The sequence below is a fragment of the Synechococcus sp. H55.10 genome, assembly GCF_047502715.1.
GTDB lineage: Bacteria > Cyanobacteriota > Cyanobacteriia > Thermostichales > Thermostichaceae > Thermostichus.
The window spans coordinates 1-25,155 of record NZ_JANSJJ010000308.1 but is presented as its reverse complement, the minus strand read 5'-3'; the positions used below and the strand labels follow the sequence as shown (position 1 = coordinate 25,155).

22 protein-coding genes and 1 tRNA gene are annotated in these 25,155 nt (G+C 61.2%); 7 read left to right on the top strand and 16 right to left on the bottom strand.

Translation table 11 applies throughout. The features are described from left to right. Positions 1–113: 113 nt before the first annotated feature. Positions 114–893: a hypothetical protein gene (locus NW858_RS14160; protein WP_414332523.1), complete on the bottom strand. Its 780-nt coding sequence runs from the start codon at positions 891–893 to the stop codon at positions 114–116. A 280-nt stretch (positions 894–1,173) separates the two neighbouring features. Here NW858_RS14160 and NW858_RS14155 point away from each other — a divergent pair, with 280 nt between their 5' ends. Further along, complete coding sequence (locus NW858_RS14155) at positions 1,174–2,469, top strand: efflux RND transporter periplasmic adaptor subunit (RefSeq protein ID WP_414520730.1); 1,296 nt, start codon at positions 1,174–1,176, stop codon at positions 2,467–2,469. Positions 2,470–2,524: 55 nt separating this feature from the next. Next, entirely contained in the window at positions 2,525–5,722 is a 3,198-nt protein-coding gene (locus NW858_RS14150) for an efflux RND transporter permease subunit (RefSeq protein WP_414332519.1), read from the top strand. 89 nt (positions 5,723–5,811) lie between these two features. Here NW858_RS14150 and NW858_RS14145 read toward each other — a convergent pair whose 3' ends face one another. From NW858_RS14145 to NW858_RS14130, 4 genes are all read right to left on the bottom strand, one after another. Next, a complete protein-coding gene (locus NW858_RS14145) occupies positions 5,812–6,048 on the bottom strand; it encodes a DUF2949 domain-containing protein (RefSeq protein WP_414332517.1) in 237 nt (78 codons plus the stop codon). Positions 6,049–6,254: 206 nt separating this feature from the next. Beyond that, positions 6,255–7,055, bottom strand: a complete 801-nt coding sequence (locus NW858_RS14140) for a hypothetical protein (RefSeq protein WP_414348174.1) — start codon at positions 7,053–7,055, stop codon at positions 6,255–6,257. Positions 7,056–7,153: 98 nt separating this feature from the next. Continuing rightward, positions 7,154–7,897, bottom strand: coding sequence for a low-complexity tail membrane protein (locus NW858_RS14135; RefSeq protein WP_414520729.1), 744 nt, complete (start codon positions 7,895–7,897; stop codon positions 7,154–7,156). A gap of 35 nt (positions 7,898–7,932) precedes the next feature. Beyond that, the gene (locus tag NW858_RS14130) at positions 7,933–8,151 is read right to left on the bottom strand and encodes an NAD(P)H dehydrogenase subunit NdhS (protein ID WP_414332511.1); all 219 of its coding nucleotides are present in this window, start codon (positions 8,149–8,151) and stop codon (positions 7,933–7,935) included. A 104-nt stretch (positions 8,152–8,255) separates the two neighbouring features. On the opposite strand from NW858_RS14130, the gene NW858_RS14125 reads away from it, so the two are divergent. Beyond that, positions 8,256–8,846, top strand: a complete 591-nt coding sequence (locus tag NW858_RS14125; protein WP_414510254.1) for an FHA domain-containing protein — start codon at positions 8,256–8,258, stop codon at positions 8,844–8,846. Position 8,847: 1 nt separating this feature from the next. Here the strand turns inward: NW858_RS14125 and NW858_RS14120 are convergent, their stop codons facing one another. From NW858_RS14120 to NW858_RS14090, 7 genes are all read right to left on the bottom strand, one after another. After that, positions 8,848–10,296: a cation:proton antiporter gene (locus tag NW858_RS14120; protein WP_414332577.1), complete on the bottom strand. Its 1,449-nt coding sequence runs from the start codon at positions 10,294–10,296 to the stop codon at positions 8,848–8,850. Positions 10,297–10,633: 337 nt separating this feature from the next. Continuing rightward, positions 10,634–11,305: an aminoacyl-tRNA hydrolase gene (pth, locus tag NW858_RS14115; protein ID WP_414520732.1), complete on the bottom strand. Its 672-nt coding sequence runs from the start codon at positions 11,303–11,305 to the stop codon at positions 10,634–10,636. 99 nt (positions 11,306–11,404) lie between these two features. Then, complete coding sequence (locus NW858_RS14110; RefSeq protein WP_414520728.1) at positions 11,405–12,334, bottom strand: restriction endonuclease; 930 nt, start codon at positions 12,332–12,334, stop codon at positions 11,405–11,407. A 112-nt stretch (positions 12,335–12,446) separates the two neighbouring features. Then, positions 12,447–12,518, bottom strand: a tRNA-Met gene (locus tag NW858_RS14105). 102 nt (positions 12,519–12,620) lie between these two features. Further along, positions 12,621–14,075 carry a DASH family cryptochrome gene (locus NW858_RS14100; RefSeq protein ID WP_414332507.1) on the bottom strand — a complete coding sequence of 485 codons (1,455 nt, stop codon included), beginning with the start codon at positions 14,073–14,075 and terminating at the stop codon, positions 12,621–12,623. A gap of 12 nt (positions 14,076–14,087) precedes the next feature. After that, positions 14,088–14,402: an HU family DNA-binding protein gene (locus NW858_RS14095; RefSeq protein WP_414332505.1), complete on the bottom strand. Its 315-nt coding sequence runs from the start codon at positions 14,400–14,402 to the stop codon at positions 14,088–14,090. A 38-nt stretch (positions 14,403–14,440) separates the two neighbouring features. Then, the gene (locus tag NW858_RS14090; RefSeq protein ID WP_414332503.1) at positions 14,441–14,638 is read right to left on the bottom strand and encodes a cytochrome b6f subunit family protein; all 198 of its coding nucleotides are present in this window, start codon (positions 14,636–14,638) and stop codon (positions 14,441–14,443) included. A gap of 152 nt (positions 14,639–14,790) precedes the next feature. Between NW858_RS14090 and NW858_RS14085 the strand changes: the two genes are divergently transcribed. Continuing rightward, positions 14,791–15,234, top strand: coding sequence for an ATP-binding protein (locus tag NW858_RS14085; RefSeq protein WP_414332501.1), 444 nt, complete (start codon positions 14,791–14,793; stop codon positions 15,232–15,234). Between the two features lie 3 nt (positions 15,235–15,237). On the opposite strand, the gene NW858_RS14080 is transcribed toward NW858_RS14085, so the two are convergent. Beyond that, on the bottom strand, positions 15,238–16,911 hold the full coding sequence (locus NW858_RS14080) for a DUF3352 domain-containing protein (protein WP_414520727.1): 1,674 nt from the start codon (positions 16,909–16,911) through the stop codon (positions 15,238–15,240). A gap of 139 nt (positions 16,912–17,050) precedes the next feature. After that, the gene (locus NW858_RS14075; RefSeq protein WP_414348182.1) at positions 17,051–17,584 is read right to left on the bottom strand and encodes a hypothetical protein; all 534 of its coding nucleotides are present in this window, start codon (positions 17,582–17,584) and stop codon (positions 17,051–17,053) included. Positions 17,585–17,740: 156 nt separating this feature from the next. Here NW858_RS14075 and NW858_RS14070 point away from each other — a divergent pair, with 156 nt between their 5' ends. Continuing rightward, a complete protein-coding gene (locus NW858_RS14070) occupies positions 17,741–19,093 on the top strand; it encodes a histidine phosphatase family protein (RefSeq protein WP_414332493.1) in 1,353 nt (450 codons plus the stop codon). A gap of 2 nt (positions 19,094–19,095) precedes the next feature. Next, positions 19,096–20,448, top strand: a complete 1,353-nt coding sequence (locus NW858_RS14065) for a dihydroorotase (RefSeq protein WP_414348184.1) — start codon at positions 19,096–19,098, stop codon at positions 20,446–20,448. Here the strand turns inward: NW858_RS14065 and ileS are convergent. After that, the gene (gene ileS, locus NW858_RS14060; protein ID WP_414520731.1) at positions 20,431–23,196 is read right to left on the bottom strand and encodes an isoleucine--tRNA ligase; all 2,766 of its coding nucleotides are present in this window, start codon (positions 23,194–23,196) and stop codon (positions 20,431–20,433) included. The genes NW858_RS14065 and ileS overlap by 18 nt on opposite strands. A gap of 526 nt (positions 23,197–23,722) precedes the next feature. After that, positions 23,723–24,463, bottom strand: coding sequence for a hypothetical protein (locus NW858_RS14055; protein ID WP_414332489.1), 741 nt, complete (start codon positions 24,461–24,463; stop codon positions 23,723–23,725). A gap of 200 nt (positions 24,464–24,663) precedes the next feature. On the opposite strand from NW858_RS14055, the gene NW858_RS14050 reads away from it, so the two are divergent. Further along, entirely contained in the window at positions 24,664–25,107 is a 444-nt protein-coding gene (locus tag NW858_RS14050; RefSeq protein WP_414510259.1) for a rhodanese-like domain-containing protein, read from the top strand. Positions 25,108–25,155: the final 48 nt, after the last annotated feature.

Here is a 25,155-nt window from a genome sequence, read left to right as displayed (position 1 = left end):
GAAGCGATATATCCAGAATCAGTCAGGAGGCGCTATCCCTCCCCACCCGGGTGGGGAATCCCGCGCCTTACGTTGAAATGGCGGCAATCTTGGGCCTGCAGGGGAGAGGATCCCTAGCGGTCCACCAGGCGCAGCTCAAAGGTAAGAATGTTGGCGGCCAAAATCTCCAAAGCTCCCCCCTCGATGAGGTCGCGGGTGAGGGCAGCCCCAGAGCCACTTTGTTGGATCAATTCTCGGCTGCGGCGCACTGTCTCTTGCCGCTGGGGATCGTCCACAACCACCTGCCGCTGGTTGGAGAGGCTGAGGCGGTAGTAGTGGGGCAGCTCGCCACGGGTGGCGTCAATGGCCAGGTTGGTTTCTTCAGGAGCAACGCGGAAGGGGGCACGGGCGGTGAGCAGCGCCACCTGGATATCCTGATCCCGCCCGTCCAGGCCCTGGAGCTCGGAGATGTCGATCTGGAAGCGGAGGGTGTCGCGGTCGCGGCTGAGGCGCTCTGCCCGCACCTGGTTAAAGCCGACGGCAAACTCTCGCTCCGGCTCGCCAAACCGCTGGATGGTGGACTGCAAGACCGATTCTTCGTTGAGGGGGGTAACCCGGATGAGGTAGTCCCAGTTCTGGACAAAGGCATACTCATTGGGCCCGACGCGGACATTGGGATCCACCAGGTTGGCAGTGGGGCCAGGGCTGCCGGCCCGGCTGAGGGCCACCAGGTACCAATAGTTGGGGCTGATGGGCAAGCCCATGGTCATGCGCACTTCCAATACTGGCCGCGCCCAAGCAGCAACCGCCGTGAAGGCTGTGATGGCTGCTGCTCCGAGGCAGCTCCACAGCCAGTGCTGAGGACGACAGTCGAGCTGCAGCGGGCGAAACCAGGTTACGGCTACAGTCCTCATATCAACTTCCTCAACTGCAGCGACTTGCCTTCGCGTCAGGTAACAAAAGATCCGATGCTTGCGCAACAAGTTTGGAACCGTCTGGCCAAAGATGGCCGTTGTCCGGCGAGCTGGGGCTCTGGACGCTAAGCTGGGCTTTTGGCTAAGCATACACCTTAGTTCTGGATTGGGAAGGATGGCAAGCGCTTTTGCACAGGTGCAGGAAGGCACAGGCTCATTACCTTGGTTAGTTGAGCCAATGCAGAGAGGGGATCCCTCTGTTGTGGGAGCAGTTGTAATCATGAGGCGATTGCGAACAGCTCTGCCGCTGTTGTGTTTTTCTTTGCTGCTGGCTGCCTGTCGAGCGGGGGGGCCCCCTCGCGGCATGGAAGGCCGAGGAAGTGGACAAAGCCAGCCCACCCCGGTGGCCATCGGCGCCGTGGAAGAACGGCCCATTCAGGAGACTGCGGAGTTCATCGCCAGCCTCGGATCCCAGCAGGTGGCAAGCATCCGGCCCCAGGTGAGCGGCCAGGTAACCCAGGTGTTCGTGCGGCTGGGATCCCAGGTCTCTGCCGGGGCGCCCCTGTTTGCGATCGACAGCCGGCAGCAACAGGCGGCGGTGGCCGGCCAAACGGCGGGGATCGCGGCGGCCCAGGCCAACCTGGAGAGCAGCCGAGCCGTGCTCAGCCAGTTGCGGGCGGAGCGGCTGCGGCTGGAGGCGGCGGCAGAGTTCGCCCAGGAGCAGCACGAGCGCAACCTGCGCCTCTTGGCCGAGGGGGCTATTAGCCAGGCGCAAGCGGATCAGTCCAGCCGCGATCTGCGCCAGGCGGAGGCAGCCTTGGCGGCCCAGCAGGAGCAGATCCGGGCCCAAGAGGCGGCCATCTTGCGGGCAGAGCGAGAGGTGGAGCGGGCCCGGGCCGAGGCGGAGCGGCAGCAGGTGCAACTGCAGTTTTTCCAGGTCACGGCTCCCTTTGCCGGCATTGTCGGCGAGGTGTTGGTGCGGCAGGGGGATTATGTGACACCCCAGACGGTTTTGACCACCCTGACCCAAACCCAGGCGCTGGAGCTGAACCTGAACATCCCGCTGCAGCAGGCCCCCCGCCTGCGCATCGGCACGCCGGTGCAGATCCTAGATAGCGGCGGCGAGGTCATCGGCACCAGCCAAGTCTCTTTCATTGCGCCTGAAGCGGATCCCGGCACGCAGTCGGTCCTGGCCAAGGCCTTGCTGGAGAACCCCGCCGGCCAGTTGCGTAACGCCCAGTTTGTGCGAACCCGCATCGTCTGGGAGGAGCGGCCAGCTTTGTTGGTGCCGGTGACGGCGGTAGCCCGTCTGGGCGCCCAAACCTTTGTCTACACGGTGCAGACTGCAGATCCTGTAGAAGAGGGCCAGCCCCCTGGAGCGGTGGCGGTGCAAAAGCCGGTGCGGCTGGGATCCATCCACGGCAACAGCTACGAGGTGCTGGAGGGGCTGCAGGCCAATGAGCCGATTGTGCTGAGCGGCCTGCAAAAAATCCGCGATGGCGCCCCCATCGTCGATGAGGTGCTTTTGCAGCAGAGGAGGCAAGGGGGAGGGAGACCACCTGGATCCCCGCCCTAGATCTCCCCTCTTGAGCTCGGCCACTCCCTTCTACTCCTCATGCGGATCCCTGTCTATGTTTGTTGACTTTTTCATTCGCCGCCCTGTCTTTGCCAGCGTCTGCTCCATCCTAATCGTGCTGGTGGGAGCGGTGAGCATCCCCCTGTTGCCGGTGGACTACTACCCGCAGGTGGCGCCGCCGGCAGTGACGGTGACCGCTGTTTACCCCGGGGCCGATGCCGAGACGGTGGAGACGGCGGTGACGAATGTGCTGGAGCAGGAGATCAACGGCGTCGAGGGCATCCGGTACATCTCCTCGGTCAGCAGCAGCAACGGCACCAGCCAGATCACCGTCACCTTCAGCCCGGATCGGGATCTGGACACAGCAGCTGTGGATGTGCAGAACCGGGTGGCACGCGTGCAGGCGCGGCTGCCGGCAGAAGTGATTCAAAACGGCCTCAGCGTGGAAAAGGCGGGCGATAGCGCTTTTGTGCAGGTGGTGGCGCTGCGCTCAGAGGCGGGGGAATACGACGAGCTGTTTGTGAGCAACTACGCCGAGCTGTTCGTGCGGGATGCCCTGCGGCGCATCCGTGGCGTTAGCGATGTCATCGTCTTTGGGGAGCGCACCTATGCCATGCGCATCTGGCTGGATCCGACGCGGCTGGCCGGCTACGGGCTGACGGCGCTGGATGTGGTGAACGCGGTGCGCCAGCAGAATATCCAGGTGCCTGCCGGCCAAATCGGCAGCCAGCCCAGCCTGCCGGATCAGGAGTTTCAGATCAGCGTCCAGGCCACGGGTCGGCTTTCCCAGCCGGAGGAGTTTGCCCAAATTGTCCTCAAAGCCAGCCCAAATGGCGGCTTGGTGCGCATTGCCGACGTGGGCCGGGTGGAGCTGGGAGCCCGAAGTTACGATACGTTCTTCCGCATCGGCGGCCAGGAGGCGGTGGGGATCGCCATCACCAAGCAGCCGGATGCCAACGCCCTCGAGGTGTCGCGGCAGGTGCGGCAGACGTTGGCCGAGCTGGCGAAAAATTTCCCGCCCGGCTTGATCTACGAGATCGCCTTCGACGCCACGCTGTTCATCACCGAGTCGGTACAAGAGGTGATCTTCACCCTGCTCCAGGCTATCGTCCTGGTGGTGCTGGTGCTGTTTATCTTTTTGCAAGATTGGCGCATCACCCTTATCCCTACCGTCACGATCCCGGTGGCGCTGCTGGGGACGTTCGCCTTTGTGCGCCTATTCGGCTTTTCCATCAACACCCTGACCATGTTTGGCCTCACTTTGGCCACCGGTTTGGTGGTGGACGACACCATCGTGGTGGTGGAGAACATCTCCCGCTACATCCGCGACCGCGGCATGCGGCCTCTGCAGGGGGCCTCGGCGGGGATGAACGAGGTGCTGGGGGCGGTGATTGCCACGACGCTGGTGCTGCTGGGCTTGTTTGTGCCGATCGCGTTCTTTCCCGGCACCAGTGGCCGCATCTACCAGCAGTTTGCCGTCACCATTGCCGTATCGGTTTCCCTGTCTACGTTTAATGCCATTACCCTGGCCCCGGCGTTGTCGGCGCTGCTGATCCGCCCACGTTCTGAGCAGATGTTTTGGCTGTTGCGCTGGTTTGACCGGGCGGTGGAAGGGATCCGCGCCGCCTATCGCCGGCTGCTGGAGCTGGTGGTGAAGCTGCGGCTGGTGGTGGTGGCGGGGTTTGTCGCCTGTCTGGGCCTCACCTATTGGCTGTTCCAGATCGTGCCAACGGGGTTTGTGCCGGATGAGGATCAGGGCTTTTTCATCACCATTGTGCAGGGGCCGCCGGGGGTTTCGCTCAACTACACCGACCGGGTCATCCGGCAGGCCAGCGCCATTTTGGACGGGATCCCGGAAATCGAAAACCAGGTGATCGTGGGGGGGTTCAGCTTTACTGGGCCCTCGCCGGGGAACGGGTTGATCTTCGCCACCCTCAAGCCCTGGGACAAGCGGCGGCGACCGGAACAATCGGCGCAGGCGATTGTCAACCGGCTGTTCGGGCCCTTTTTGGGCGGGATCAGCCGCTCGTTGGTGATCCCGATTCTGCCGCCAGCCATTCCCGATCTGGGAAACACGGGCGGGTTTACCTTCCAACTCCAGGATCGGGGGGTGAACGATTTCAACCTGCTGCAGCAGACGGCCAACGCCTTTTTCTTTGTGGGCAACTCGCCGCCCCCGCCGGGCCAGCCCCCCCTGGGCGTGCGGATTAATCCGCCCACCTTCAACGCCAACTCCCCCCGGTTGCAGGTCAAGGTGGATCGGGACATAGCGCAGGTGCTGGGGATCCCGCTGGCCGAGGTCTTCGGCACGCTACAGACGCTGCTGGGAGGCACCTATGTCAACGACTTTGACCTGTTCAACCGCAACTACCGGGTCTACGTCCAGGCGGACCAGGCTTTCCGGAGCAGCCCCGAACGTATTGGCCAGTTCTACGTGCGCGGTGGGCAGGGGCAGCTCTTGCCCTTGAGCACGTTGGTTCAGGTGGAGGAGACCACCGGCCCGGCGCTCATCAATCATTTCAACCTCTTCCGCTCGGCGGAGATCCAGGGCAGCCCGCTGCCGGGCTTCAGCTCGGGCCAGGCCATTCGGGCTATGGAAAGTCTGGCTGCCCGCTTGCTGCCCCAGGGGTTTGGCTTCGAGTGGTCGGGCCTGTCCTTAGAAGAGATCGAGTCGGGGGGGCAGGCGCCGCTGATCTTTGCTTTGGGGTCGGTGTTCGTCTTCCTGGTGCTGGCGGCCCAATTTGAGAGCTATGTGGATCCCTTGATCATTCTGCTGGCGGTGCCGCTGGCGGTTTTGGGGGCGCTCTCGGCCCAACTGCTGCGGGGCCTGGCCAACGACATCTTTTGCCAAGTGGGGCTGGTGATGTTGATCGGTCTGGCCAGCAAGAACTCGATCTTGATCGTGGAGTTTGCCAACCAACTGGTTGCCCAAGGGATCCCACTGGCCAAGGCCGCGATCCAGGCGGCGGAGACGCGTTTCCGCGCCATCCTCATGACGGCTTTGAGCACGATCCTGGGCATTTTCCCGCTGGCGGTGGCCAGTGGCGCCGGGGCTGCCAGCCGCCAATCTCTGGGCACGGCTGTTATCGGCGGTATGTTCGTCTCAACCCTACTCAGCCTGCTGGTGGTGCCGGTGCTGTATGTCGTCCTCAAAGGGATCCAAGCCCGGCTGTTGGGGGGAGCGACTGTGGATCTGGCGCATCTGCCGCCGCCAGAGGATCCCAAAGGTCTGCTGCCGGAAGAATCGACTTGACTGCAGGGCAAGACCTATGCTTGTGGATTCCAGCTTCTTCCAGGGACACAGAGGGATAGCGCAGAACCTTGGGGCTCTTGCCCCTTTTCTCAGCCGAGGGCCTCATCTCGGAGCAGCTCGGCGCCGCTAGATACTCTCTCCCAGAACTGGGCCAAGTGTTGCAGGCCCACGAACCCCAACTGCCAGAGGATCAAAGCCAGGGGGCCGTGCTGCTGCCGCTGGATCTTCAGGGCCAAGGCCAGTTGTTTGGGCTTGAGGAGCTGTTGCTGCTCGGCAAAGCGGCAGAACTGCCGATCCCATTGGCTGAGGGCTTGTAAATCCGGCATGGTCGGTTCCATAGGCTTGGCTGGACAAGAAACGCATGGATTGAACGTCAGGGGTCGGGATCTCTGCAGGAATCTTGAGGATCTTTTTGTGGATCCCTTTCAATGGATTTCTTCCAGGGTAAGCGCTCCCCTCAGCTCTCCCCAAGGCGGGTCAGGGCAGAGGGCACTGAGCTTTGCCGCAGAGCTGGCTTACAGGTGCTGTTGGGCTAGCTCCAGGGATCGTCCTCGAAGGGGCTGTCCTGCCAGTAGCCACCCGACTGGGGGAGAGGAGACTGTTGGGGTGGTGGGTAGACGATGGGAGTAGAGGGCGGCGGTGTGGGGATGGGAGTCGGCTTTTCCATATCCTCAAGCCGCGGCAGGTCGGCAGGCTTGGGTTCGACACCGAGGTTTCTCAGCTTGGCTTGCGTTTCTTGCACCTGAGCATTGAGCTCTTCTAGGTAGGCGCGATAGTGGTTGGCGGCTTCTAGATACTGCTTGGCTTTCTTTTCGTTTTCGTGGACAACCGCCTCCAGCTCTTTGGTACGAACGGTGTAGTCGGCCTCTTGGTTGGTGAGGTTTTCGATGGCCTGGTTGAGCACAGCCCGCCGGCGCTCCAGTTGGGCCACGATCTCCGACAGTTGCCGTTCCCGCTCGCTGAGGCTGCGCTCGCGGTTTTGGGTTTGTTCCAGTTGAAAGCTGGCTTGGCTCAGCTGCTCTCGCAAGTACATCACTTGCGGCTCTGTCTCGTTGCGCTCCTGCTGCAACTCGAAGACCCGTGCTTCCAGGTTGTCTTTTTCCTGCTGCAAAACTTCCCGCTCATGCAAAAGACGGGTGTAGAGCTGGTTGAGGAAGTCCACCTCCATCACCACCTGGCTGAGCTGGGTGGCGTATTCCCCAACCAAAGCCAACTCCCGCGCGAGGTTTTGGGTTTCGCTGGTGGCTTGCTCGGTGAAAAACTGGGGAAGTTGGGTGGTTTCTCTGAGGCGTTGGGTGAACTGTTTGAAGCGGAAGGAAAAGTTGCTCGCCATTGCCGGTGCGGTAGCCTCGAAGATCAGGGGAATGCCGATGGTTCGGTTTCACAGTGTGTTGTCTGGATTGACTCCAATCTAACATCGAGCCACAACCCTTAGGTGGGATCGAGGGGAGTTTCAGGGGCCGGCAGGGCAACTTCTGCGGAGGGATCCCGTTTCTGGGATTCGGGTCGTGGGTCTCCTGCCACTTCATTGCCTTGACTGCCTTTAACCTTGTCTCCTGGTTTTTTCAAGTCGCCTTCAGAGAGGTGGCGCAGCAGCCGTTGCAGCAGCGGGATGTGGCGATCGCCGACGACGGAGAAGCGGCTCTCGATCTCATCAGCAGGGATGGGATCCAGTTGGGCCAGCTCCGGCTCGCTGAGGAGGAGCACCCGTATGGCGGCAAGGGGGATCTGCAAGAACAGGTTGGCCCCCCAAAATCCAAAGGCGGCTACGGCCAGGCCAGCTAAGCGGGTGCCGTTGCCAGGGGTGAGGGGGGCAAAGAGGGGGGCAAAGTCGTAAAGGCGCTCACCGATTTCCAGCATCAGGATTGCCGCCAACAGCGTCAAGATCTTGTGTTCGGGGCTGAGGAAGGCAGCCAAGATGCGGCGTTGGTCGGGGGTGAGTTCCTCTGGGGGAACAGAGGCCACCAACAGGCTGAAGATGTCGAACGGTTTGCGCCACTGCATGGCAAAGACCGGCGCAATGCCCACCACAGCTACCCAAGCTTGCTCCACCCCCACCGGGAGGAGGGGATCCCCCGTGGCCAGCCCGATCAAGGTCAGCCCCACCCACAGGGGGAAGGCAAGGATCCCGGCGGCGTGGATCCAGAGGAAAGGTTCCTGCCAATGGCTGCGCATGGGTGGGTTCTGGGGGGATCGGAAAAAGAACAGAGCTAGGGGCGGGATTTGTCGATCACTTCCAGTTCTGTGAGGCGGAAGGTGACCAATTTATCCCAGTTGCCGCCTTCAAAGAGAACGGCGGCGTGGTCGTCGGTAACCCGCTGCACTTGTCCTTCAAAGAGGTAGTAGGTGTCGTTGGGATTGATGACCCGCACGGCAACGCCGGGGTAGATGGGGGGCAGGTCTTGGAGAAGAGATGGAGTTGCAGTCATGGTTGCTGTTAACAATCCTTACCGGTGGGGAAACCCTACCCTATCATTATGGGGGAAAGGCCCTCTCTTGCCGAGCCTTTCTCTGGCAAAGCAGACCCCAGACAATGTCTACCGACGCAAAGTCTTTCCCATCCCAGGTTTGGCACGTGCTGGTCATCGATGATGAGCAGGGACGGCGGGCGGTGGCCCTCAGCGCGGCCACTTACTCCATCGGCAGGGATCCCGGCAACGCCATTGTCATCCATTCGACGGCTGTTTCTCGGCAACATGCGCTGCTGCTGCGGCTACCCCAAAAAGACGGCCAGTACACCTACCGGCTGTTGGACGGCAATATCGAAGGCAAGCGCAGCACCAATGGCATCTCGGTAAACGGGCAGCAATGTTTGAGCTGGGATCTCAAGGACGGGGATCAGATCCAGTTGGGGGATCAGGTGCGGATGCAGTATTGCATTCGCCGGTTGTCGGACGAAGATTTTCAGCGATATCTCCAGTCGGTGAGCTTTCGCAGCGTGAAGACGGAGGTGGTGGATCGGCGCTCCACAACGATGCAGCGGTTTGAGCCGCCCTCGCTGCAGGTGATTTTGCCCCAAGAGGAGAGGACGGAGAAGGTTGAACACGTGGGCTCCCGCCGTCGCAACCCGTTGCGGCTGCTGTTCCAGACGCTCTGGGGGCGTTTGGGGAGAAAGCCGAGGTGATTTAACCCTCAGGAATGCCCACCTGCTCTGAGTCTGAGCGCGCTGATGGGGTTTCGACGCGGTCTTGCTCTGATGCTTCTGCCTGCAGATCCAGAAGGGAAGGAGGAGAGTCTGCTGCCCCGGGCAAGACTCCCCGCAGCCAGAGGGGGGCGATAAAGGTGGTGGCGATCACCATGACGATGATGCTGACGTCCAGGGCATCGGAGAGAACGCCGCTGGTGGATCCCACGCCGGCAAACACCAGGCCCACCTCGCCGCGCGGGATCATGCCCACGCCAATGGCATAGCGGTTGATGCCCGGCTTGCCGAACGCCCCCAGGCCGGCGGCCAGCTTGCCCACAATCGCAACGCCAATCAAGAAGACGGCAATGATCAGACCCTCGCGGTTGGCGGGGAGGGTGGGGTTGAGCACGCCGAGTTTGGTTCGGGCCCCGACGCAGACGAAGAAGATGGGCACCAGCAGGTCAGAGACGGGTTTGATCTGCTCTTCCAGCTCTTGCCGTTTCTCGGTTTCGGCCAGAATGAGGCCGGCGGCAAAAGCGCCCAAGATGGCCTCCAGGTGGATCACCTGGCCCACGTAGGCCAACAGAAAAGCCAGCACAAGGGCGGGCAAAAGCGGGTTGCCGCGGGTTCTTAGGTTGTTAAGGAGGGCTACAAAGTAGGGGCTGAGGAGGCGCCCCAAAACAATGGAGCCGACCAGAAAGACGATGGCGCTGACGATGATGAGGCCGATATCGGCTAGGTCAACCTCCCCGGTTTTGGCCAAGCCCGCCACCACGGCCAAGATGATGATGCCCAACACGTCGTCCAGGACGGCAGCGCCGATGATCACCTGCCCTTCGGGGGAGGTGAGTTTTTGCAGCTCGGCCAAGACGCGGGCGGTAATACCAATGCTGGTTGCTGTGAGGGCGGCCCCGGCAAATACCGCGGGGATGGTGGGCACATGAAACAGGTAGAGCAAGCCCAGTGTTCCCGCCAGGAAGGGCACAGCAACACCGATGACGGCTACGGCTGCGGCCTGGGGGCCGACTCGCAACAGCTCGGCCAGATCCGATTCGAGGCCAATTTCAAACAAGAGGATCACCACCCCGATTTCCGAGAGGGTGTCGATGATCTGGCTTTGGGCGGAGAACACCGGCACCAGGGATCCCTCGTCGAGGCCGGCAGTGGTTTGCAAAAATTGCATCAGGGCTGAGGATTGAGCCAAGGTATGCAGCTCTTGGCCGGAAACTGGCCCCTCTGGGAAGACGAGCAACCCCAGGGCAGAGGCTCCCACCATGACGCCCCCCAGCAACTCTCCCAGCACGGGGGGAAAACTCAGGCGAACGGCAATTTCTCCGGCAACGCGGCTGGCCAGGTAGATGACCACCAGAGACATCAGCACCGCTACCAGGATCAGAGGGGCAAGATTGGCGTCCACGGGAGCAGCAGCTTCGACGGCAAGCAACATGGGATCCGGGCAATTCAACAGCAAGATCTCAACCTCAGGTGGACTGCTTTGGGTCTTGTTTTCGTCTTGGTCTGGCACGAGCAGCATCGCTTGGCCAGAAGACTGTTACAAAGGCTAACCCTCATCGGGATCCGCTTGCAACGCTTACATCGGCACTTTGTTCTGCTCAGGCCCATCTCTGTCGAGCGGAGCAGCCTGGAACTAGGCCCGGTTCCATCTGTAGATACTCCAGATAATTAACACTTATCTGGAGTATCGCTTTCCCGACAGAACTGCCCGCTCTCTTGCCAGACAAGACCACACTCCCTCAAAACCGGCAATCGAGGGGAGCCACTTTTTAACCTTCGCACTTTGAGGTCGCCCGCTCCTCACGAAAAGTCCTGCTTGGGCCCAGGGGAGGATTTTGTCCATCTCGCTCGGACGTTGGCCCAGACAGATCTAGGGGATTAAACCGGTTCATGGCCGTCATCAGCCCCTCTTGCAAACAGCACTCCACCGCCTCTACCGCCGTATCCAACACCTGCTCCAGCACCTCTTGTTCTGCAGCGGCAAATCCACCCAACACATGGCCAATCACATCTTCGCTGCCCTTGGGTTTGCCCACCCCCAAGCGTAGCCGCGGCAACGCCTCGCTCCCCACGTGCTGAATGATGGACTTCATGCCGTTGTGTCCGCCGGCAGAGCCGGATCCCCGCAGTCGCAGGCGACCCAGGGGCAAGTCCATATCGTCGTACACCACCAACACCGCGGCGGGATCCAGTTTGTACCAGTCCAGCACTGCCCGCACCGCTTGGCCGGAACGGTTCATGTAGGTCTCCGGCTTGAGCAGGCGCCGCTTGCCCCCCAGAACAAAACCTTCTCCGTAGCTGCCTTGGAACCGCTTTTCCAAAACCAACGGGATCCCCCAGCGCTGCGCCAGCCGATCCAGCACCATAAAGCCGCAATTGTGGCGGGTATCGGCATATTGTGGGCCGGGATTGCCCAAACCCACAATGAGCTGCAAAGCCATCTCATCGGTTCCCTTGGTCTTGACCTGAGTCACAGCGCTTTTCGCCTCCTCGGGCTAGGTTGTGTTGATCTTAACGTTAAGACAGAGTTGATGCAGTTATCAGATGCTCTCTTCAAAATAATCACTATCGACCTTCTTGACCGGATACAACGAAACCGTAGATACGCCAACATCGTGCTCAATCATTAAATTTGTCAGTTGTTCGCCGTCAATCAAAACAATCTTGCTGCCGATTTGAGAAACGTAACTGCGAGCATCATCGGTAAATCTGGAGGTAGTCATAAAAATACCCTTGTTTGCTCTTTGAGCCTGTAAGGCTCCTACAAACTGCATGACATCAGGACGACCTACCGGATTGCTATCCCAGCGCTTTGCCTGAATATACACAACATCAAGACCGAGTTTATCCTCTTTTATGATTCCATCAATTCCGCCGTCACCGCTCCTGCCAATTGCTTTTCCCGCATCTACCCGTGAACCTCCGTAGCCCATTTTAACCAGCAGTTCCGCAACGACCTTTTCGAAGAAGGCAGGAGATGCTTTCTTGAGCCTGGCAAGCAGTTCATCAGCCAGTTTATCGCGGAGATTTTTATACGCATTTTCTAGTTGCTCTAATGGTGTTTCTGGTGAAATCTCTAACGACTCTTTTCGTTCGGTTGCCTTGTCAGCGCTTCTTGTGCCCTTGAGCCTCTCAAATTCTAGGAACTCAGGATATTGCCTGAGCAACTTTACGTTGATGGTCTTGGGCTGCTTTTTAAGAAGATCTCTGCCGCGGTCGGTGATTTGGTAGAATCCTCTGCGCGTTGCTTCAAGCAGCCCTGCCTTTTTCAGATAGGTTGAGGCCCAGCCGACGCGGTTTATAAAAGTTGGCTGTACACCGCTCGGCAGCATCTCCCTGAGATCCTCCTCTGTGAGGCCCAGTTCTTTTGCCAGAGCTTCAACGGCCTCACTGGTTGAGATTTCAGTTCCTTCGCGTGCTGCAAACTGGAGCAGCGGCAACAGCAAGCTCTGGTAATCCGGAACCGCCATCTGCAGAACCGATTCTCAAGGCAGGGATCCCAATATACTAACCAAGCCCCTACCCCAACCCAGCTATGGTGTCTGGCAGGCTGGGAAGCCTTGGACAAAGGTTGAGCGTGGATGGCTCAGGCGTGATTTGAACACGCGACCAAGGGCTTATGAGTCCCCTGCTCTACCGCTGAGCTACTGAGCCGAGACGGCGCTTAACTAGAATAGCACCGTTGGGCTGGAACTGCTTCTTGAAAAATCACCTCAGCCCCCTTTGCCCTCTTGGGAGAAATTGGGAAGCCAACGCTCACCGCGAGGCCAGGGCAGCTTCGTAAACCCGTCGATTGGCCGCGAGGGATTTCTCCAGATCCACCACAGGACGAGGGTAGTCCACTCCCAAGCGAACCCCAAATTGCTTTTGCTCGGCAGCGGTGAGGCGATAGGGCTCGTGGATTTTGTCCCCTGGGATCCCGGCCAATTCCGGCAACCAGTGGCGCAGATAGTCTCCCTTGGGGTCGTACTCGCGAGATTGCTTGGGGATGTGGAAGTAGCGGAAGCCGCGGGCATCATTCCCTACACCGGCAGCGTAGTTCCAGTTGCCGTAGTTGCTGGCCACGTCGTAGTCGATCAACAGCGACTCAAACCACTCAGCGCCCATGCGCCAGTCGATGCCCAGATTCTTGGTCAGAAAGCTGGCCACATTCTGCCGTCCCCGGTTGGACATAAAGCCGGTAGCCGCCAGCTCCCGCATGTTGGCATCCACCAAGGGGTAGCCCGTCTCGCCCCGGCACCACGCCTGAAAGCGGGGCCAATCCTGCTGCCAAGGGATGGGGATCCCCTGGATCCCAGAAGGACGAAACAGTTTAGCGCCGTGCTTGGCCAAGACAAACCGAAAATAATCTCGCCACAGCAGCTCGAAGACCAGCCAGTCGGTGGACTCATTGCGCACCCGCTCCTGTTCATAACGCTTGACTTCGGCATAGACGGTGCGAGGCGAGATACAGCCCAAGGCCAACCAAGCAGACAGCCGCGAGCTGTCGTTGGGATCCAACATGCCGTTGCGGGTTTCCTTGTAGATGCGCAGCCGATCCAGATCCCAAAAGTAGGTTTGCAGGCGGGCCTGGGCAGCGGTGCTCCCACCGGTGTAGGTGAAGCGGGCGCGGCGATCCGGCGGGGGCAAACTCAGCCCTAGCTCGGCCAGAGTAGGCAACGGGCCGGGATCCAAACCCGACGGCAGGGGGGGAAGAGAAGGAATGGGCAGGGGATCCCGGATGGGGGTGCTCCCCTCGACTTGCTTGCGAAAACGGGTGAACAGCTCCGGCAGTTGGGAAAGACCAAAGGGGAGATCCTCAGGGTGATAGAGGGTGTGGCCCCACTCCAGGTGCAACCGGATCCCCAGCAAAGCCTTCTCAACAGCAGCCGTCACCTCTGTCTCCTCGGTGCCCACCTCCTCATGGGCATAGACCGCCTTCACCCCCCACTCCCGTGCCAAGCTGGGGATCACCTGCTCCGGCTGGCCCCGGCGGATCACCAAATCCGAGCCGCGCGCCCGCAACTGCTGCCGCAGATCCGCCAAACTCTCCAGCAAAAACTGAGCGCGGAAAGGGCCGGTTCTGGGGCGGAGTACCAAGGAAGCCTGACCGAACTGGCGGGGATCCAAACAATACAAGGGAATCAGGGGAGATCCCTGTTGGCAAGCCCGCGTCAGCGGCTGGTGATCCAGCAGGCGCAAGTCGGTGCGAAACCAGAGCAGGACGGTCATTCTGCAGCTACCCTAGACGGATCCCGCAGACTCAGACTTAGGCGCCCGTCCCAGCTCAGGGCTGGGAACAAAATGGGGCACATTGGCAGCCGGGATGTAAATGGGAGCCTTGGTGCGCGGGTGGTAGGTTTGCCGGGCAGGACGATGGCGCAGCGAGAACGTGCCGAAGCGAGACAGCCGCACCGAACCGCCCTGGGCCAGGCATTGACTGATGCTATCCAGCATAGCCTCCAGAGCAGCAGCAGCCAGCTCCACCGTCAGGCCATCCACCTGGGCGGCCATCTGGCGGGCCAGCAAACGGCGATTCAAATGGGGAGGAGGAGCCACCAACCAACCGTCCAGACAACAGCAACACAGACAGGGGCCTAGAGCGCTTCCAGCTCGCTCTCAAAAAACCAGTGTCGAGAGCGATCAGGAAACTCCAAAACGTAGCCGACACCGCTGCCATCGACCACCCGCCGGGCCAGCACCACAGCCTCTTTGCCCACCAGAGCGCTGACATTTTCTTGCCCGCGATCCCGGACACAGCGAACTTTAACCTTGTCCCCAACTTTGATTGCCATAGCCGATTGGGCGTAACCGCGAAGAGACTCGTTACTCAAGATGGTACGGCAAAAGATCCCTTGCCGAGATCTGGTCACCCCTCTGCTGGGGTTGACACCGATGGGATTGCTAGAATGGGTGAAGAGCGCTGTGCCCCGGGAAGACTGCCTCCGTGATTGCCCTTTCCCTCAAACCCGCCCATTGCTCCTGGAGCGTTATCAGCTTTCCCTCCACCCTTTACACCCAACCGGTTCTCGATCTGTTGATCTCAAAAGTTCCTCCCCCTTGGCGGGCAGAGGTGCGCCTGGGCCTACAGGAAGCGATCATCAATGCCGTCCGCCACGGTAATGGCCTCGATCCCAACAAGAAAGTGATCATCGAGTACGCCAGCTCAGAGCCGTTTTACCAATGGCTGGTGCGGGATCAAGGACCTGGCTTTCGTCCCCAATGCAAGCTCAGCCGCTGCCAGCGCGGCATCTTGGAAACCGAAGAATCGGGCCGGGGAATGTTTCTGCTCACCCAAATCTTCGACTTTGTCGAGTGGAACGAAGCCGGCAACCAGGTCTATCTGGGCAAGTACATCCCCGCCAACTGCCGGGATCCCTGGATAGTCTGACCCTCAATACCACTGCCAAACCAGCTTGCCCATTTGGGTGATCTGGCGGCCCCGCTCCGGGTAGGGAGCCTCAGAAACCGTCAGGGCTGTGGTGGCAAAGGCAAAGCGCGTGGACGACCATCCCTTAAGTAGCGTGCTTTCCAGCAGCAACCCCAGCGATCCATATCCATAGCCCAGATTGCGGTGGGGCAGAGGAGCCACCACCTTGCGCCAGGCGCGGTCGGCAGCCAAGGGGGGATCCGCGAGGGCCGCCTCCAAAGCCGCCAAGGAAGAGGCCAGGTAGGAATAGCCTTTGTGGTCAGCGTGATACACCTGCGCCAGCAACGGGATCCCTGGCGGCGTTTGGGGGAGAGCCTCTGACAGGGCTCCTTCTTCCCCGCTGACCTCCGGCGGCCCACCGCCAGGGATCTCCGCTCCAGAGGCGGAGCGGCTAGGCTGCAAAGGCTTGGGTTGAGCCCAAGCGGTGGCGGTGCCGCGCTGCATCGGGAGAGAAACCACCTGCCAGCCTTGGGCGCGCGCCCGCTCATCCAGGTCGGAACCCGGCTCGTCCGGCATCTTACCCACCCACAGCCAGGCCGGATCCCGGTCGCCGGGCAAAAGGGCAAAGGCAAACTCCCCCCGTTCCGGCAACAGACGTTGCCAGTCCAGCTTCATTTGAGATTGTAAGCGCTGCAGCCATTGGCCGGGATCCACCCGCCACCCCAGGGGGCTCAGAGGCCGGATCTGCCCCAAGCTCTGCCAAACCGAGGCCAGGTGAGCTCCAGAAACCAGCGCCAAGGTCTCGTCAGGCAGATGCTGAATGATCTCCGGACGAAAAGCTTCTGCCGCCGGCAAGGAGAACTCAGCAGGCGCACGCCAGAGGGCAGCACTTTCGGCCACCAAGCCCCGGAAGTTCACCCCCAGTCCCAGCCCCACTGCCTGCAACGTCAGCCCGTCCGGAGCAACCGCTTCCGGGTTTTGCCAGAAGGCCCAACCCACATGCGCCTCCTGCAGCGGCTCGATCACCTGCTGAAACAGGGGCTGAGCCACCAGAGACAACTGCGGCAATTGCCAAGCATCGATGGCAGCGCGAATGGCCGCCGGCTGCTCCGCCAACAACACGTACTGCTCGCCAAAAACAGCCGCCGAGAACCCCTCCAGGCCCGGAATCGGGCTGGACACCACCTGAATGCCCTTGTAAGTGTCCACCTGCACCGGTATCCCCGCCAAACTCTGCCGTTCCCACAACAGGTTCAGCTCAAATTGAGAGACTGCCCGATCCCGCGTCTCCAGGGCCACCAAAGTCCCCCCCTCCGGCAAGCTGGCCAAGAGCGTGCTTTTTCCCAGCCAGGGCCGCACCTCCCGCTCAAAATCCAGAGCTGCCCCGGCCAGTACAGATCCCAGCCAACCCGGGCCTTCGGCGGAGAAAAACTTTTGCCATTGCTGACGGGCGGCGCGTCGTTGGGGGGCAGGGGTTGCAGCTTGCCAAAACGCTTGCACCTCGTCGAGGGGAACGGCCAACAGCAGCAAAGCCTCGGTAGAACGGGGGGCCAAACCCACAATCGGCGGCAGTTCCGGGTGGGCCAGCAACAAAGCCACCGGGCTGCGGGTGAGCAGCCATACGACAACCCACACCAGCATGGCGGCCAGAAGGCCCAACCCGATCAAGATCCCCCGCAGGAGTTGCCGTTGTCCCATATCCCCTCTCCAGCCTGACGGCAGCATTCCAGCACCGCCTAACCATCTTACCTGTGAGGGGAGAGTTGCTTGTCTCTCCTGGCCTCAGCCGGGATCTGACGAAGATGCTTCTGGCCGATTCTGCAACATCCAGGCCAAGTTATTGCCCGTCACCGCTCCATCTAGGGTGCTCCGGATCAGCAGCAAGGCCACTGCCGCCCAAACGTTTTCTGGCCAGTTCCCCAGCACCTGCTCTGCCAACTGGCCCAGCCCGAAGGCCGTGATCCACGTGGCCATCCACAGCCACGCCGTCACCTGAGCGCAGGGCCAGCCATTGCGCCAAGCCCAAAATCGCTCCTGCCACCACCACCCCCAGCCAAGCATTGCCCATTTGTTGCGTCAGCCACAGGCCGGCGCCCGTCGCCACAGCCCAGCCCAGAGCAGTTGCGCCCACCCAGGCCACAGCCTGCTCCGTCGAGAGCAAAATCCGGGATCCCAGCGCCAGCCCCTGGCCGATCCCCACCCCCAGCCCGCGCGAAAAACCCAGCACCAGGCCCAAGAGCAGCAGCGGCGGACGGAAAAACTGACTCAACATCACCACGACCAAGGCAAAGAGCACCAGGCCGGCCCCCTGCCCCAACAACGTGGCCAATGTCCATTCCAGCCAAAACCTCTGCCAATGGGAACGCAGCATGGTAGCTCTCCTCCAAGGTGGCCAAGATGCCCTCACAATAAGCGGCAGCCAACCGAAACAACCCTCAGTCTGCAACCCAACCGGTAATTGGCCAAGGCAAGCACTGCCCAATGGCGATACTCTAGAAGGTGTTCATGAGTGGGTAAAGTGCAAGCGATGGCTCAGCCTGCCCTGCGCATCTTGATCGTGCGCCATGGTGAGAGCACCTTTAACCTGGAAAATCGCATTCAAGGCCGCTCCGATCTCTCTCGTCTGGCCCCCAGCGGAGCAGTGCAGGCGCAGCGCGTCGCCGCAGCCCTGGCCGGGATCCCGTTGGATTACGCCTATTGCAGTCCCCTTTCTCGCGCCCTCGATACCGCTCGCATCATCCTGAAAGAGCGAGAAGGGATCCCTCTGCAGATTACCGAGCAACTGCGAGAGATCGACCTGACGGCTTGGGAAGGGCTGACCTTTGCCGAGGTGAAGGAGAAATACCCCGAAGACTACCATCTGTGGCGGCACCATCCCGACAGCCTGGAGCTGCAGGGGCGCTTTCCGGTGCGGGATCTCTGGCAGCAGGCGCGGGAGTTTTGGCAAATGCTGGCCGAGCACTTGCAATCTGCTGCCCGAGCAGAGTCCGCCCCAAGCCAGACCCTCAATATCCTCGTTGTGGGCCACAGCGGCATCAATCGCGCCTTGGTCAGCACCGCCATTGGCCTGGGGCCACACCACTATCACCGTCTGGGGCAGGATAACTGCGCCATCAGCGTGCTCAATTTCCCTGAGGGCCTGCAGGGGCCGCCGCAACTGGAATCTTTGAACATCACTGCTCACCTCGGCCCAGCTCTGCCCAAGCGCAAGCAGGGGATCCGCATCTTGCTGGTGCGGCATGGGGAAACCCAATGGAACCGGGAGCGCCGTTTTCAGGGGCAGCGGGACATTCCCCTCAATGCCACCGGGGAAGAACAGGCAGCCAAGGTGGCAGAATTTTTGGCCACTCAACCCCTGCAACTGGCCTTCTCCAGCCCCCTGAAGCGCCCCTGGGCCACAGCCGACGCCATCTGCAGCAACCACAGCAACCTGATCTTGCGCCCCATGCCCGACTTGCAGGAGATCTGCCACGGCGACTGGGAGGGCAAGCTGCAGAGCGAAGTGGAAGCCGAATACCCCGGCGCGCTGGAGCGCTGGCAGCGGGATCCCGCCAGTGTGCAAATGCCCAACGGGGAAAACCTTGACCAGGTGTGGGCGCGGACTCGCTCGGCCTGGCAGGAGCTTTTGGCCATCACCGCCGCCCAATTTCCCCAAGGCACAGCGGTAGTTGTTGCCCACGACGCCATCAACAAGGCCATCATCTGTCAGTTGTTCGACCTTTCCCCACAAGCCTTTTGGATCTTCAAGCAGGGGAACGGTGCCATTACGGTGATCGACTACCCAGAAGGTAAAGAAGGCGCCCCGGTTTTAAAGGTGTTGAACCTCACCACCCACCTGTCCGGCCAGATCCTGGACTGCACCACCGCCGGAGCTTTGTGAAGATGGGGCCCTCTCTGTTCCCCCCTGAGCTGCTGGGAAAAGACGTGCGCCTCCGAGCAGTGCGCCTGCTGGATCCCTTGCGCCAGCGGGAGGAAGTGACCGACGTGTGGTTGCAGGAAGGTCGCCTCCGGGCCAGCGAGCCGGCAGGGATCCCTGCCGAGATCCCCACCCTTGACGGCTCCGGTTGGGTTCTAGGGCCGGGTTTGCTGGATCTGTACGCCCACAGCGGCGAGATGGTTGGCAACGGTCTATCCCACAGCCGCGAGACCCTGGCCTCTTTGGCTGCAGCGGCTTTGGCGGGAGGCTTCGCCCAGGTGGCGCTTCTGCCCGCCCCCCCGCCCGGAACCGGCTGGTTTCCGGTGCTGGATCGCCCAGAGCACCTGAACCGCTACCCCCGCCAACCTGGGGATCCCCGCTGGCTGCCCTTAGCTGCCCTGAGCGTGGGCGGCCAAGGAGAAACCCCGACCCCATGGGGAGAACTGGCGCAAGCAGGAGCGGTTGGCTTTGCGGAGGTTCAGCCGCTGCGCTCCTTGGCGCTGCTGCGGCGGGCTCTAGAATATCTGCGGCTGGAGAACAAGCCCCTGCTGCTTTGGGCCTGGGATCCCAGCTTGGCCGGGCAAGGCAGCCTCTACGAAGGGATCTGGGCGCTGCGCCTGGGGCTGAAAGGGATCCCTGCCAGTGCCGAAACAGCCGCTCTGGCCCGCCTGTTGGAGGTGATCAGAACTGTTCCTTCCCCCCCGCCGGTGCACATCATGCGCCTGAGCCAAGCCCGCAGCCTGGAGATGATCCAGCAAGCCCAAGCCGAAGGATTGCCGCTGACCGCCAGCACCTCCTGGATGCACCTGATCTTGTCCGAAGAAGCCGTCCGGGAGCACCGCTACGATCCCCACCTGCGTCTTTTGCCCCCCCTTCCCAGCGCCGCCGACCGCGCGGCTCTCGTCGCCGGGATCCGCTCCGGCAGCCTGGGGATCGCCACAGATCACCACCCCTACACCTATGAAGAGAAAACCCTGCCCTTTGCCGATGCTCCGCCAGGGGCGATGGGCCTGGAGCTGGCTCTGCCGCTGCTGTGGCAGCATCTGGTGGCAACCGGATCCCTGACCCCCCTGCAACTGTGGTCGGCCCTTAGCTTGTACCCGGCCCGCTGCCTCAACTTAGATCCGCCCACCCTCACCCCCCACAGCAACTGGGTGCTGTTTGATCCCGCCCACCCGTGGACGGTTTCTGCCGCCACCCTCCACTCCCGATCCCACGCCACTCCCTGGCTAGAGAAGCCCCTGCGCGGCAAGGTGTTGTACACGCATATCGAGCACGCTTGCAGCCAACCCACCCCGGCATTAAAACTCCCCAGCTAAGGCGGCTACACAGCGCTCGCACAGCTCTGGGTGTTCGGCAAACTCGCCCACGCGGGTGGAATAGTTCCAGCAGCGCACGCATTTTTTCCCGTCCGCCGGCTGAACGGCAACCTGCAGGTCTTCCTCTCCAGGGTCGGCCTTGACCAGCTCGACTTGGGAAGTGATGAACAAGTAGCGCAGCTCTGCCGCCCGCTCTTCCAAGAGGGAGTACAGATGGGGATCCGCCACCTTCAAGATCAGTTTGGCCTCGGTGGAAGCGCCGATGACCTTGTCGGTGCGGGCTTGCTCTAGGGCTTTGTTCACCTCCTGCCGCACCGCCCGCAGCTTTTCCCAGGTGGCCGCCAACTGGGGATCCCGCCAGTGCTCTGGCAGCTGCATCCAGCCCCCTTCAAACACCGAGCGGGTAAGCTTGGGGTAGGGAAGGTAGCTCCAGATCTCTTCTGCGAGGTGGGAGAGCACTGGAGCGATGGCCTTGGCCAAGTTCTCCAGCAACAGCGACAGCACCGTCTGGCATTGCCGCCGCCGCCGGCTGCGGGCATGGCTGATGTAGAGGCGATCCTTGCCGATATCCAAGTAGAAGTTGGAGAGATCCACCACGCAGAAGTTCTGAACCGCCTGGAAAAAGCGGTAGAACTGGTAGCTTTCAAAAGATGCGGTGATTTCCTCTCCCACCTCCTGCAGGCGGTGCAAGATGTAGCGATCCAACTCCGTCAACGCTTCAAAAGGAACAGCATCCTGCGCTGGGTTGAAATCATAAAGGTTGCTCAGCAGAAAGCGGGCCGTGTTGCGGATCTTGCGGTATATGTCCGCCATCTGCCCAAGGATGGTCTTGCCTATCGGCACATCCCCAGAGTAGTCCACACTGGAGACCCACAGCCGCAGCACATCGGCGCCATAGGCGGGATCCGTCTGGGGGTTGCTGCCGCCGTTGATGAGCACCAGGGGATCGATAACGTTGCCCAGGGATTTGCTCATTTTTTGGCCCTTTTCGTCCAGCACAAAGCCGTGGGTGAGCACTGCTTTGTAGGGGGCACAGCCATTGACGGCCACGGAAGTCAGCAAGCTGGACTGGAACCAGCCCCGGTGCTGGTCGGAACCTTCCAGGTAGAGATCCACCGGGTAGCCCAGCCCCTGGGCCTTGGCCACCGCCGCCCAGGAGGAGCCGGAGTCAAACCAGACATCCATGGTGTCTGTGCCCTTGCGGTAGGTGCGGCCATTGCGGCGGTACTGCTCCGGCAACAGCTCTTCCACCGGCCGCTTCCACCAGGCGTCGGATCCCTCCTGGGCAAAGATGGCCTTGATGTGCTCGAGGGTCTCGGCCGTGAGCAGAACCTCGCCCGTCTCTTCGTCGTAGAAAACAGGGATGGGCACACCCCAAGCCCGCTGGCGGGAGATACACCAGTCGGAGCGCTCTTTGACCATGGCGGTGATGCGGTTTTCCCCTTCCGGCGGGATCCAGTTCACGGTTTTGATGGACTGTAGGGCCAGCTCTCGGAAGCCGGCTACAGACGCAAACCACTGCTCCGTGGCCCGGAAGATGGTCGGCTCCTTGGTGCGCCAGTCGTAGGGATATTTGTGGTTGTAGGGTTCTTCCTTGAGCAGGGCGCCGGCAGCCTGCAAGGCTTTGATCACGGCCAGGTTGCCGCTGGTCTCCGGCTTTTTGGAGAGCACATCCAGCCCGACAAACTGGGATCCGGCCTCGGCGGTGAATCTCCCCTGCTCGTCCACAGGGCTGAGGATGGGCAGGCCGTACTTTTGGCCGGTCTTGAAGTCGTCTTCCCCGTGGCCTGGCGCCGTGTGGACAATGCCGGTGCCGGACTCGGTGGTGACGTAGTCTCCCAAAACACAGAGACTGGCACGGTCAAAGAGGGGGTGGCGTCCCTGGCAGTATTCTAAGGCGGATCCCGGCAGCGTGGCCTTGACCTCTAAGGGGGTCTCCAGGACTTTTCCCAGCCGCTCTCGCAAATCGGCAGCAATCAACAGCAGGCCGAAGCGGGGAGACTCCACCACCGCATAGGTGAGCTTGGGGTTGAAACAGAGGGCCAGGTTGGCCGGGATCGTCCACGGGGTAGTGGTCCAGATGGCCACCCGCAAGCCCGGCAGAAAAGGCTCCAAAACCGGCTGCGCCGCCGGGCTGAGGCTTTGCAGAGGAAAAGCCACGTAGATGCTGGGGGAGATGTGGTTGTCGGGATATTCCAGCTCTGCTTCCGCCAGGGCCGTCTGCGAGCTGGGACTCCAGTGGACGGGCTTGAGGCCGCGGTAGATGTAGCCTTTGAGGGCCATCTGGCCAAACACCTCGATCTGGGCTGCCTCGTACTCCGGCGAGAGGGTCAGGTAGGGCCGATCCCAGGATCCCCATACCCCCAGCCGCTGAAAGCTGGCCCGCTGCACGTTGACGTAGTGCAGGGCGTACTCTCTGGCCTTTTGCCGCAGTTGCAGGGGGGTGAGGCTTTCCCGCTCCTGGGGGGAGAGGCTTTGCAACACCTTTAGCTCAATGGGCAGGCCGTGGCAATCCCAGCCGGGCACATAGCGCACCTTGCGCCCCCGCAGAATGTGGTACTTGTTCACAATGTCTTTGAGAATCTTGTTGAGGGTGGTGCCCATGTGGATGTCGCCATTGGCATAGGGCGGCCCATCGTGCAACACAAAGGGATCCCCGGGATTGGTTTCCGACAGACGCTGATAGATCTGTTCTTCCTGCCAAAAGGCTTGGATGGCGGGCTCCCTCTTGGCGGCCTCCGCCCGCATGGGAAACTGAGTTTGCGGCAGGTTGAGGGTACTTTTGTAGTCCACGGCAATTTGAGCAGGCTAAAGGGCGTCCTTCTATCCTACGCTGTTGCTCTCTCCTCAGCGGTGTCTCCTGACTTCCCCCTTGTTGGAGCCCTCTTGGGGAGAAGGGATCCGGCCCGCCACCTTGGTAAAGATTTGTGCTAGCCTCAGGATGTTGTTGAGTAAGGGAGGTTCCTGCGGATGCCAGACAGTAGTAGTTGTAAGGGTCGTCAAGTTGGGTTCAGCCGGCTGTGCGCCGGGGCTGTTCTCTAACGGCCTGAACTCAGATCCTTAGCTTGCTGAGGAGTCTTCGCGTTCTGGCTCGCTTGGAGTTCCTCCCGGCAGTCAGGTTCCAGTTGAAGGCCCGCTAGGCCGCTCTCTCCCGGATCGCCTGTTATCTCCTAGGCGGTGGGAGAGAGCGGATAGTTTTTTGTAGGTTTTCGACGACCGCAGGGGCTTGGAGTCGATATGTCCTACAAGGCTCCCTTGAGAGACGTCGGCTCCCTCAGGGTTGAATGGTAAGACGCCGGCTCTCGACGACAAGGCCACTTTGGTTGACCAGCATCACTGAGATCCACTCAGCCCCTGCTTCTGGAGGGGCATCCGCCTGCAGGAAGAGCCCGCCCGCCTGCAGAGGTTCGAGGGCAAACGAGGTCAGATCCAGGTAGCTGGCCGCGGCCACGGGCCGCTCATCGACAGCGCCCAGCAGCAAGGACTGGGTGAGGGGTTCTGCCACAATGGCCTGCAGCGAGTAGGTGGATCCCGGCTTGACCACCTCCGGCAACTCGAAGGTGACGGTGGGAGGTGCTGAGCCGGAGGTGAGGGTGCTGGCCTCCCGCAGTACTTCTTGGTCTACGAGCAGCAGTTGTCCTGGATTGGCCGCATCCGGGCGGTAGCGGTTACGCACCAGGGCGGAAGCCTTTACCTGAAACTCCCCCCGCGCTGAAGCTTGGGATCCCTGCACTTGGCTGGCGATCTCGGCCACGATCTCAGGGCCCACCTGCCGCCAAGAGACAATTTCCGCCGAGTAGGTCAACTGGGGATGGGCCTCCCATAGCTTGCCAATGGCCTCTTCCACCCCCTGCCGATCCAGGCCGTCGCGGTGGCGGAAGTCGGGGCTGTAGCCGGCCATCACCCCCGGCAAGTCGCGGCGGTTGGCAGCGTCCATTTGCTCCTTCAGCCACTCCACCAGGGGAGCCGGTGCCGGGGCGGAGACCTGTTTTTGGAGCCCGCTTTCCAGAGGCATGGGGGCAGCCTGGGCCGGTGCCTTGCTTGGGAAAGGGATCCCCCAGCTCAAAGTCAGAGCAAGGAACCCAAGCAGTTGGGAAAGGGTGAATCGAGAGCTCAAACTGGGGGCCTCCGGCGGCAAATCTGCCCTTAGTTTAGCTTGCTGAGGATCGAGGTTTTGAGGTTTCCGAGTCCAGGTTGGCCATGGGGGGAGCGATTTTGAGGTTTGGCGTTGCCTCACTGGATTGGGCCTGGGTTTATCCTGGGAGCTGGGTTCTCTGCGAGGTGTGCATGGCGTCCCACCACTCCCCTGCTTTCCTGGCTTTGGTTAACGAGGCCAAAAGCCGCATCCAAGAGCTCACCGTTGAACAGGTGAGGCAAAAACAACTGCAAGGGGATCCCTTCTACTTGGTTGACGTGCGGGAAGAGTCGGAGTGGCAGGCCGGCCACATTGTCGGCGCCATTCACTTAAGCAAAGGCATCATCGAGCGGGATATCGAGAAGGTGATCCCAGATAAAGAAGCCGAGATTGTCCTCTACTGTGGTGGCGGCTTTCGCTCGGCGCTAGCAGCCGACAACCTGCAAAAGATGGGCTACCGCCGTGTGATCTCCATGGACGGCGGCATCCGCGCTTGGCGAGAGGCTGGCTTTCCCGAATCCTAGCCCTCACCCCCGACCCCTCTCCCGGAAGGCTGTGACTTATACACATCT